This window comes from Sphingomonas sp. PP-F2F-A104-K0414, from assembly GCF_004340945.1.
Taxonomy (GTDB): Bacteria; Pseudomonadota; Alphaproteobacteria; order Sphingomonadales; family Sphingomonadaceae; genus Sphingomonas.
The window spans coordinates 219,897-230,474 of the sequence record NZ_SLYD01000007.1; the positions used below are offsets into that span (position 1 = coordinate 219,897).

6 protein-coding genes are annotated in these 10,578 nt (G+C 63.3%); 3 read left to right on the forward strand and 3 right to left on the reverse strand.

Annotated elements, in window-relative coordinates; translation table 11 throughout:
* Positions 1–7 precede the first annotated feature (7 nt).
* The 3 genes from araD1 to C8J46_RS17140 are packed head-to-tail and all read left to right on the forward strand — an operon-like array spanning position 8 to position 3,523.
* Positions 8–1,000 (forward strand): AraD1 family protein, encoded by a 993-nt coding sequence (gene araD1 / locus C8J46_RS17130; RefSeq protein ID WP_132741714.1) that lies wholly within the window; start codon positions 8–10, stop codon positions 998–1,000.
* A gap of 2 nt (positions 1,001–1,002) precedes the next feature.
* A complete protein-coding gene (locus C8J46_RS17135) occupies positions 1,003–1,929 on the forward strand; it encodes a Gfo/Idh/MocA family oxidoreductase (protein WP_132741641.1) in 927 nt (308 codons plus the stop codon).
* Positions 1,930–1,936: 7 nt separating this feature from the next.
* Complete coding sequence (locus C8J46_RS17140) at positions 1,937–3,523, forward strand: alpha-L-arabinofuranosidase C-terminal domain-containing protein (protein ID WP_132741643.1); 1,587 nt, start codon at positions 1,937–1,939, stop codon at positions 3,521–3,523.
* 109 nt (positions 3,524–3,632) lie between these two features.
* Here the strand turns inward: C8J46_RS17140 and C8J46_RS17145 are convergent, their stop codons facing one another.
* The 3 genes from C8J46_RS17145 to C8J46_RS17155 form a co-directional block, all read right to left on the reverse strand.
* The gene (locus tag C8J46_RS17145) at positions 3,633–5,105 is read right to left on the reverse strand and encodes a sulfotransferase (RefSeq protein WP_132741645.1); all 1,473 of its coding nucleotides are present in this window, start codon (positions 5,103–5,105) and stop codon (positions 3,633–3,635) included.
* A 94-nt stretch (positions 5,106–5,199) separates the two neighbouring features.
* Positions 5,200–8,340: a TonB-dependent receptor gene (locus C8J46_RS17150; RefSeq protein ID WP_132741647.1), complete on the reverse strand. Its 3,141-nt coding sequence runs from the start codon at positions 8,338–8,340 to the stop codon at positions 5,200–5,202.
* Positions 8,341–9,015: 675 nt separating this feature from the next.
* Positions 9,016–9,975: an alpha/beta hydrolase gene (locus C8J46_RS17155; protein ID WP_132741649.1), complete on the reverse strand. Its 960-nt coding sequence runs from the start codon at positions 9,973–9,975 to the stop codon at positions 9,016–9,018.
* Between the last annotated feature and the right edge of the window lie 603 nt (positions 9,976–10,578).

Genomic DNA, 10,578 nt, shown 5'->3' on the forward strand with positions numbered 1-10,578 from the left:
TAGAGTGATGACTTTGCGCCTGTTGCAGCATGTTGGCGTCGATGGCACGCGATCGGTGATCGCCGGAACCGATGACGGTGCGGCGTTCGTCACCGGGGTCGACAGCGTCCGCGCGCTGGCCGAGCGCGCGATCGCAGCTGGCACCGATCTCGCCGGCGCAGTCGCCGCCTGCGGGACGGGCGACAGCGTCGACATCGCATCCGAACTCGCCGCGGGTCGCCTCACCTCGCCGATCGATCATGTCGATTCCGCGCACCTGATCATGACCGGCACCGGCCTGACGCATCTCGGCTCGGCCGAGGGGCGCGACAAGATGCACCGCGCCGCCGCGGATGCCGAAAAGCAGACCGATTCGATGCGGATGTTCCTCGAAGGCGTCGAGGGTGGAAAGCCAGCAGCGGGGACGCGCGGCCAGCAGCCCGAATGGTTCTACAAGGGCGATGGCTCGGGTCTCGTCGCACCCGGCGCGCCACTGACGATGCCCGACTTCGCCGAGGATGGCGGCGAGGAGCCCGAGCTTGCCGGGATCTACCTGATCGGTCCCGACGGCACGCCGTTCCGCCTTGGTCTGTGTCTCGCCAACGAGTTCAGCGATCACGTCACCGAGCGTCACAACTATCTCTGGCTCGCGCATTCGAAGTTGCGCCAGGCGTCGCTAGGGCCCGAGCTGCTGGTCGGTACGCCGCCTCAGCATATCGAGGGTGCGAGCCGCATCCACCGCGACGGCGCGCTGTTGTGGGAAAAGCCGTTCCTGTCGGGCGAGGCGAACATGTCGCACAGCATTGCCAACCTCGAGGCGCATCATTTCAAATATGATCTGTTCCGCCGTCCGGGCGACGTCCACGTCCATTTCTTCGGCACAGCCACGCTGTCGTTCGCTGACGGCGTGACGACGCGTGAAGGAGATGTGTTCGAGATCGAGGCGGCGCCGTTCACGCTGCCTTTGCGCAACACGCTGACCAAGGCCGCGCCGCAGCCCGTCGTCGTGAAGGCGCTCTGATCGTGGCTGCTATCAAGATCGCAGTCGTCGGCATGGGCAAGATTGCCCGCGACCAGCATCTACCCTCGATCGCCGGAAACGCCGATTTCGCGTTCGTCGCCAGCGTCAGCCCGCGCGATCCGGGCGTCGAGGGTGTCGTCAACTTCAAATCGCTGGAGGCGTTGCTCGCCGATGGTCCGGCGATCGACGCGATCGCGCTCTGCACGCCGCCACAGGTGCGCTACGAGTTGGCCTCCATGGCGCTCGCTAAGCGCGTGCACGTCTTCCTCGAAAAGCCGCCCGGCGCGACGCTGGCGGAGGTCGATGCACTCGAAGCCCAGGCTGCCGAGACGGGAACGACGCTGTTCGCCGGCTGGCATTCGCGGTTCGCAGCGGGGGTCGCGCCGGCCAAGGCCTGGCTCGCCGAGCGTAAGATCGAGCGCGTGTCGATCGTCTGGCGCGAGGACGTTCGCGTCTGGCATCCGGGGCAGGCGTGGATCTGGGAGCCGGGCGGGCTCGGCGTGTTCGATCCCGGCATCAACGCGCTGTCGATCGCGACCGAAATCCTGCCGCAGCCCTTCTTCCTGACCGCCGCGACGCTGTCGACGCCCGCCAACCGCGCCGCGCCGATCGCCGCCGACCTGACCTTCCGCAGCGCTGCGGGTACGCCGATCAGCATGGATCTCGATTGGCGCCAGACCGGCCCGCAGAGCTGGGACATCACCGTCGAGACCGACGCCGGTACGCTCAGCCTCGCCAAGGGCGGCGCGGTGCTCACCCTGCCGAGCGGCACGGTGCATAACGACGACGAGGAATATCCCGGCCTCTACACCCGCTTCGCCTCGCTGATCCGCGGCGGCCGAAGCGAAGTCGATACGACCCCGTTCACACTCGTCGCCGACGCATTCCTGCGCGGCACCCGCACATCCGTGGAGGCTTTCGATGATTGAGGCAAAAATGACCCGGACTCTCAAGGGCCTCGCTGCCGCGCTGCTGCTGTCGACCGCAGGCATCGGTGCCGCACAGACCGCCCCACAGACCTCAGCGCCAGCGGACGCGCCAATGTCGGCGGCGGCAACCGTGACCGTCCACGCCGACACGCCCGGCCCGACCTATGACCGCCACATCTTCACGCAGTTTGCTGAGCATCTCGGCACCGGCGTTTATAGTGGGCTGTGGGTCGGCGAGAAGTCGAAGATCCCCAACGTCCGCGGCTTCCGCACCGATGTCGTCACCGCGCTCCGCGGGATCGCGGTACCGGCGGTGCGTTGGCCGGGCGGCTGTTTCGCCGACGAATATCACTGGCGCGAGGGGATCGGCGCCAAGGCCAAGCGTCCGGTCAAGATCAACACCAACTGGGGCGGCGTGACCGAACCCAACGCGGTAGGTACGCACGAGTTCATGGATCTGGTCGGCCAGATCGGCGCGCAGGCGTATATCTCCGGCAATGTCGGCAACGGCACGCCGCAGGAAATGGCGGAGTGGGTCGAATATATGACCTCGCCCGCTGGCACACTGGCGGACGAGCGCGCGAAGAACGGCCACAAGGCGCCGTGGGCGGTGCCGTTCTTCGGGATCGGCAACGAACTGTGGGGCTGTGGCGGCAACATGCGCGCGGAATATGCCGCCGACGTGACGCGGCGCTACGCCACCTTCATCAAGGCGCCGGCGGGCACGAAGGTCACAAAGATCGCGAGTGGGGCGAACTCGGCCGACTATGCGTGGACCGAGACGATGATGCGCGAGGCCGGCGACCAGGTCGATGCGCTGTCGATGCATTACTACACGGTGGCCGCGCCTTGGGAACACAAGCTGTCGGCAACCGTGTTCGGCGAGGAGGAGTGGGCGCACGTGCTCGCCGAGACGCTGAAGATGGACGAGATGCTCACCAAGCACAGCGCGGTGATGGACAAATACGACCCGCAGAAGAAGGTGTGGCTGGCTGTCGACGAATGGGGCACCTGGTATGCGCCCGATCCCGGCACCAACCCCGGCTTCCTGCGCCAGCAGAACACGTTGCGCGATGCGATGGTGACCGCGATCAACCTCAACATCTTTGCCAAGCATGCCGATCGCGTGAAGATGACCGCAATCGCGCAGATGGTGAACGTGCTGCAGGCGATGATCCTGACCGACGGCGCCAAGATGGTGCTGACGCCGACCTATCACGTGTTCGCGATGTACAAGCCGTACATGGACGGCACGGTCCTGCCGATCGACATCAAGTCGCCCTGGTACAATAAGGACCAGTGGACGATGCCGTCGGTCAGCGCGTCGGCCGTCCGCGGCAAGGACGGCGTGGTGCGGATCGCGCTCGCCAATCTCGATCCGAACAAGGCGACGAGCGTCTCCGCGGCGCTGCCCGGCGTCACCGCGCAAACCGTCACCGGTCAGGTGTTGACCGCGCCGGCGATGACCGCGCACAACACCTTCGACGCGCCCAACGCGGTCGCGCCGACGGCGTTCAACGGCGCGCAATTGCGTGGTGGAACGCTCGCGGTAACGCTGCCGCCCATGTCGGTGGTGATGCTCGAGCTGAAGTGATCATGACGCCGGCCGGATCAACCGGCGGGCGCATAAACCCAGCGAACGGATCGGTTTTTCGCCAATAGGCGGTCGTGCGGCGGGATCTGGCGTGGGCGGATGCTCGCGATCACGATACTGCCGCCAACGCGGCGCGAGATCGCTCATAGGCTTCGACGAATGGCGTCATCCGCGCTGCGTAGGGGACTGCGGCCCCGATCGCGCGTCGATACAGCGGCTCGCGGACTTGCGCGACGCTGGCGGTCGCGACCGGGCGCTTCAATCGATGAAAATCGAGCATCGCGGGTTCGAAGGCGAGCCCGACATGGGCGGCAATCCGCGGCACCCAGGCGGCGATGTCCTCCACCAGCGCTTCATACGGCGCGACCAGCAGACGAGTGCCGAGCGTGCTACGCCAATGATCGAACAGCATGTCCTCGACGGCGAAGTGGCGTCCGATCATGTCCAGGCTGAACGTCCAGCCTAGCCCTTGGCTGAAAAAGGTTCGGAAGCATGACCAGGCGGTATCGATCGGATCGCGGCGAACCCACACGATGCGCGCGTCCGGCATCGCAACGCGGATCAGGCCCGCATATCGGCTCGTATCAAGGCTTTTGTCGACGAAACGCGTCCCTTCGATGCCGCGCTGTTGCGTCAGATGGGCGTACGCTGGTCCGATCCGACCCCAGGCCTGTTCGGGGGTCGGATTTGCCAGGAAACGGTGCCGGATGCGCTCGGCACTGGTGCCTCCCGCGTCGCCCATGGCGATCTCGAGCAGGTTAAGCTCCCCGCCGCTCGTCACTCGGGAGTGACTTGCCAGGATCTGGTCGATCAGCGTCGTGCCGGAGCGCGGCAGGCCGGTTACGAATATCGGCCCGGTCGACGCCTGATCGGGCAATGCGGCACGATCCAGCCATGCCTTATCGAGCGAGCCGACCAGCGCGCGCGCCTCGACTTCGTCGGGTTCGGGATCCCACGCCCGTTCTTGCCTCAGCAGCCTGGCACCTTGTTCGAACGCCGCGAACGCCCGGTCATGATCGCCGACATCGTCCCAGGCTTTGCCCGCTGCATAGAGATAGGCACCACGGGCCGCGGGTAGGGTGCCTTGGGTGGCGCGATCGGCTGCCATCAAGGGTGCCCATGCCGGATCCTGAACCGTCAACCGCCGGGCATTTGCGATCGCAAGCCAGGTCATGCCGGACGCGGGCCAGATGCGGGCGGCGGCGTGCAGATGATGCAGTCCCTGTTCGGTGTCGCCCAACTGAAGATAGGCGGTTCCCATCAGATGATGCAGTCTTGCGTCTTGGGGGGCTGTGGTCACCAGCGGGGCAAGCAAACTGATCGCATCCGCGATGCGCCCGGCATTGGCGAGAATGTCGGCGAGTTGGAGCATCCGCTCGAGATCATCCGGCTTCCGCGCAACGAAACGGCGCATCGCGGCGATCGCTAGCGGCCACTCGGCGACGCGCACCGCGAACCGTGCGACTGCCTGCCATTGATCACCCAGCGCAGCATTGGCAGCGAGCAGGCCGTTGGCGGCATCGACCGCGGCACCCCAATCGCGACGATTGAGCGCAGCGACGAAATCGGCGGTAGTGACCATCGGCAAAACACCTCCAGCAATTGATATCTGCCCTACGCAGAAAAGGAGCCGGCCGAGGCCGACTCCCTTTTCCGTCGCGTGATCGATCGTCGATCTAGAAGTCGAAACCGAGCTGGAAGCGAATGTAACGCGGCGCCTGATAGCTGAGCGGCGTGCCGAAATCGACGCGGGGCGCACCGTTCGCCTGCGTTCCCAGTTCCTGGACGTCCAATGCCGCCTTCTCGTTGAACACGTTGAAAACGTCGATACGGAACGTGCCGCTGAACAGATCGGACGGCACCTTGATCGCCGCGGTGATGTTCGTCGTGGTCTGCCAATCCGACTTGATGACAGAACCGCGCGGGGTCAGCTGACGATCCGGTACGGCTTCACCCGCGGCAAATGGCGTGGTGCGGATCGAGCCGTCCGAGTTGACGTTGCAATAGAAGCCCGCTGCACCGTACGCCCCTGCAAAGGCATCGACGTTGGTGGGCACGCGACCGATGCAACCGAACCGCCGCGGCGATTGTGCCGAGAAATTGGCACCCAGCGTCAGCCAAGGTGTTGGTGCGTAGGACCCGTACAGCTTGAACTTGTGGCGATTGTCGGTGGGCAGATAGCCATAGGCGCCGTTGGTGAGGCCGGGCTGATCGAATGCGGTGGTCAGGCCGGAGTCTTCCTGGCCATTGTCCGAACGGATGCCACCCTCGATGTTCCCTTTGTTCTTCGAGTAGGTGTACGAGCCGTTCAGGCTCCAGACGCCATCGAAGTCTCGGTCGAACGTGACCGTCACGGCCTTGTAGGTACGGCGTGCCTTCGGATAGCCGAGTTGTTCGCCGGTAAAGTCGATCGTGCGGACGGTGGTTTCGCCCGGCAGGACGTCGGACAACTGGATCGTCGCCGCGGCGCCGGGGTTGGTCAGCACATATTGATGGAAGCCGCTATAGATCGACGAACATGCCGTTCGAGCCGCCTCGCCGACGCCGCCGATGTTGTTGTCGACGCAATATTGGTTGACCGCTGCATCGATCGCGACGTCTTCGAGCGACTCGTTCAGCTTGCGATACTGGCCGAACATGCCGACGCGTACGCCGCCGCCGAGATTACGCTCGACGCCCAGGACGAATTCATCGACCGACTGTGGCTTGAGGTTCTGCGACACCGTTGCATCGGTCGGCGTAGCGGTGCCATCACCTGTAATGTCGCAGTTCAGGATGCCCGTATCGGGGCATGCCGATCCCCCTGCATACAAAAGCGCCGAGCCGATATTGGGCAATCCCCGATCGCCGACGCCGTTCAGGACGTTATAGCGGGTGTAATCCAGTTCCGCACCGGCGAGACGGATGTTGGTGTTGGCTGGCACCGGTAGGAAATACCGCCCGTAGAAACCATAGACCTTCGTCAGGCCATCGCCGAGCGGATCGCCGGAGAAGCTCAAGCGCGGCGCCCACTGGTTGCCGGACTTGAAATAGGTGTCGCCGTTGACGTTCTTGTTCTCGAACCGATCGTTGCGGACGCCGAGGTTCAGCGTCAGCCGGTTGTCGAACAACGACCATGCATCCTGGATATAGAAGGCCTCGTTCTTCGACTTGAAGATGCCGCCATTCACGAACGTGCGGGCCGAGACATATTGCGTGCCGGCGGGGGCGAACGGATCACCGGCCTGCGCGAGAATATAGGTGTAGGCGACGTTGCCCGTGTAGCTGCTGGTCGTATCCGAGGTCAGGTTTTCACGGTCGTACCCGCCCTTGATGTGATGCTTGCCGAGCAGATTGAAATATAGCTCGACATCGCCGCGATAAAATTCACGCTCGTCGCTCGACGTACCGATGGCGTTCAGCGGGTTGCCGGTCACGCCGCCGCCCGGCCGCGTATCGCTGATGAACGGATAGGCATCGTCGGCCGACCCGCTGATGTCCTGGTTCTTGTTCTTGCCGTAGGCCGCCGACAGCGTCAGCCAGTTGGTGAACTGGCCCGTGTAGCGCCCGACGTAATTCTCGCCACCGAGGCGCTCGACAACGGTGTTCTGATACGCGCTGATAACCGGGGCGCCGGTGCTCGGGTTGGCGGCGCGAACCGTGTTGTAAGTCCGGCCGTTCGAATCGAGGAGCCCATAGCTGTTGGTCGTCGTCTTCTGCGACGAATCGAAATAGGTGAATTCGAGGCGTTGGCCATCGGTGATGATCGCGTCGATCTTACCACCGAAGAACGGCGACCGGGTCGACTGGTTTTCACGACGTAGTCCGGTGCTTCCGGTTACCGCCGTCGCCACGCTGGAGGTGAGGAACGTGTCCCCGCGCGAATTGTCGTTGAACTGTGCCAGGCCATAGAAGAACAGGTGATCCTTGATGATCGGGCCCGACAGATAGAAATTGGTCTGCAGACGGGTCTGGTCGTCCTGCTTGTTGTAGTTGCCGAGCGTATTCGGCGCATCCTCGCGCAGCTGGTTCGGCTCGTAGCTGAACAGCATGCCGCCATGGAAATCATTGCCGCCGGACTTTGTCGTGGCGTTGACGAAGCCGCCGGTAAAGCGCCCAAATTCGGCAGGAATAGAGCCGTTCTTGACCTCGATCGTGTTGTAGAACTCGAACGGTACCCCGACGGCGCCGAGGCCCTTGCGGAATTCGGTGATGTTCAGCCCGTTGACGAAGAAGATGTTCTCCGAGACGGACGAACCCGACACCGAGGCGAGGTTGCCGAATGCGCTGTCACCCGCGGCGGTGCCCGGTGCGAGGAGGATGACCGAGGTCAGATCGCGGGCGACTGGGACGCGGCTGGCGAGTTCGCCGATCGGGATGACCGCGCCGGTGGTGGTGCGATCGAAATCCGAAACCTGGACGCGGCGCCCCTTGACGATGATTTCGCCGTTATCGCTGGCACTCACGGCGGCGAGCTGGAACTCGTTACCGGCGGTGGACTGGGTCAGGTTGACATTGGGATCGGTGAAGGTCGCAAACTCGGGGGCTTCGATCGTGAACGTATAGGTGCCCTGCGGAAGCGCCGGAACGCGGTAGGACCCGCTGTTATCGGTGGTCGCGGTGCGCGTGAAACCCTGAGCGTTCGACGTCACGGTCACCTTGGCCTTGGCAACACCCTTGCCGGCGGCGTCGACAACGCGCCCGGTCGCGGTCACGTTGGTGAAATCCTGCGCTGTCGTCGGCACCGTAAGGATCGGTACTGTCGCGATGCCTGCGCCTAGCAGCGCCAAGGCGCGCAGTGCAGCGCCGCCGCGCAACGTATTGGTGATGGTGATCATTCGATGTCCCCCTGGTGAACCGGATTTTTTCCGAGTTCAGTCGCCCACCAAGGATCGAGCGGTGCCCGTCAGTGGTGAACATGACGAGAAGATGAACGGCAGGTTATGTTTGTGTAAAGCCGTAACATACTGCCAATTGTAATTTACTTCGCACTGTAGCGAAAAGGACACAAATGTGAGTGCGGGCATCACAGGTATGCCTCATTTGTACGCAACCTCTGTTGCATCGCACAATAACTAGGCATCGCGTGTCTGTGTTATAAGCTAGTTCAGTCTGGCGTATTGTAAGAGTGAGCCTCCAATGCGTGTTGCGTGGGGTATTGCTGAAGCTGATCGTCAATATGACCACAGCCGCACTCGTGCGGGACGCCAGTATCACGCCCGGATATGGGCATCGGCCGGAGAGGCCGAGGGGCCGGTGGTGTTGGTGAGGAGCCGCTTCTAGGGTCGCGAGCGCCGTGGCGAGGGAGAACGGCCCAGGGCATTGATCGTCGCGGTGCCAAATGCTGCCTCAATTTCGATCACGGTGGGCGCGATCCCGATGTGATCGACGATGGCACTGCGGCCCACCCTGCGGCGACTAGATCCCATCCGTTGAAGGATGTGCGCGACTGCCGACCCGATAATGATTCGGAGGATCCTACGCAGTCCAGCGGCGTGCCGGTCCGCAGAGTATCACCGCGTTCGTGTAAGAAGGCCGTGCATGGCCATCCAGCGGGTGAATTCCTCGAACCATCCCGTACTCGTGGTAGGCTTTGGGTACATGCCGAAGCCATGGCCACCCTGTTCGAACAGATGGAATTCGACCGGACGTTTTGCCGCGCGCCAGCTCTCGATCAGTTCGAACTTGCCGGCGCCGAAGAACGGATCGTCGGCGGCCAGAGCGACAAACATCGGCGGCGCGTCGGCTGGCACCGTCATTGCTGCCAGCGGACCATAGATATTGCCGATGAACGCGGGCTTTGCATCGCCGCCGGCAATCGTGGTGGCCATCGTCAGCATCGCCCCGGCGGAAAAGCCGATCATGCCGATGCGCGATGGGTCGACATGCCATTCGCCGGATCGTTGCCGGACCAAAGCAAAGGCGGCGCGCGCGTCGGCAATCTGCGGCGCCAGGCCCGCGATCATCGCATCGGGCTGGGCGCGGGGCGGCTGCCGGCCGGGGGCGAACATCTCGGCCATCGATCGCTCGAATGCCGGCATCGCGACCGGAGTCGGGTTCAGCCGATATTTCAGGACGAACGCCGCCACGCCCTGGGCGGCCAGCGCACGGGCAACGTCCCACCCTTCGTTCTGCATCGATAGTGTCTTGAACCCACCGCCCGGGGCAACAATCACGGCGGTGCCGGTCGCGATGGCCGGATCGGGCAGGAATGGTGTCAACGTGGCAAATGTGACGTTGCGGACGAAGACGCTGCCATATTGACTATGCCATGCTTCGGGTGCGGTTGACCGGGGCAACTTGCCGGTCCCAAGTTGGACCGCGTCCGACTGTGCAGGGGCTGCGATCGGCACCATCTTGTCGTTCTGGGCAGAAACGGGCGCCGCCATCAGCAGCGCGGCAACCATGCCGATCCGGGTAAACGGGACGCGCGCGTACAGGCCTCTGGCGGTTACGCTCGTTATGCGACTCATGCTCGCTCTCCCTGTGTCGTGTTCTTGGCGGACACAGTAAAGAGAGCGCTATCATTGTCTACTGTGAGCGGGGGCAGGGCGATCGTTGTCGGAAGAGGTGTCGCATGCGAACGATCGAAAGCATCGTTAGGCAGCAGTATCGACCGCTACTCCGAGGGTCTCGTTCGCTCGACCTGTTGATACGGGATTGCGCGCGGTTTCCATCAAAGCCGGAAGCGGAGAGCGAAACCCAATCGTTGCGTTCGGCACTGGTCGTTCATGTCGACGGCAATCGTCACCCAAGTCAGTGGAGCCGCTCGGCGGCGCTAACTGCTCATTGCGTACGGTTCGCCGAGCTGGCCTTAGGTTTGGGTCCGTTCTGTATCTCCGACGACCCGTTGGTGCGGGCACGAAGCCCACTGAGCGCTCGCCGGCCAATTTTCCAAAAACCGACCCGAAACTGTAAAAAAGCGTTTGACGGTTCTATGAACCCCGCCTAGAGGGGTGTCACCGCAGCGGAGTGCCTTAGTGGTTACCGCGGTGGTCGCAAAAAACCAGATGCTGCAAGCTTCTTCTACGGGAGGGGTTATGCGAGTGTCGGTATTTTTGTCGGCTCTTTGACAT

Bases quoted from the DNA above. Each gene is read 5' to 3' on its own strand.
- araD1 (WP_132741714.1), top strand. From the start codon at position 8: ATGACTTTGCGCCTGTTGCAGCATGTTGGCGTCGATGGCACGCGATCG.
- C8J46_RS17140 (WP_132741643.1), top strand. From the start codon at position 1,937: ATGACCCGGACTCTCAAGGGCCTCGCTGCCGCGCTGCTGCTGTCGACC.
- C8J46_RS17145 (WP_132741645.1), bottom strand. From the start codon at position 5,105: ATGGTCACTACCGCCGATTTCGTCGCTGCGCTCAATCGTCGCGATTGG.
- C8J46_RS17150 (WP_132741647.1), bottom strand. From the start codon at position 8,340: ATGATCACCATCACCAATACGTTGCGCGGCGGCGCTGCACTGCGCGCC.
- C8J46_RS17155 (WP_132741649.1), bottom strand. From the start codon at position 9,975: ATGAGTCGCATAACGAGCGTAACCGCCAGAGGCCTGTACGCGCGCGTC.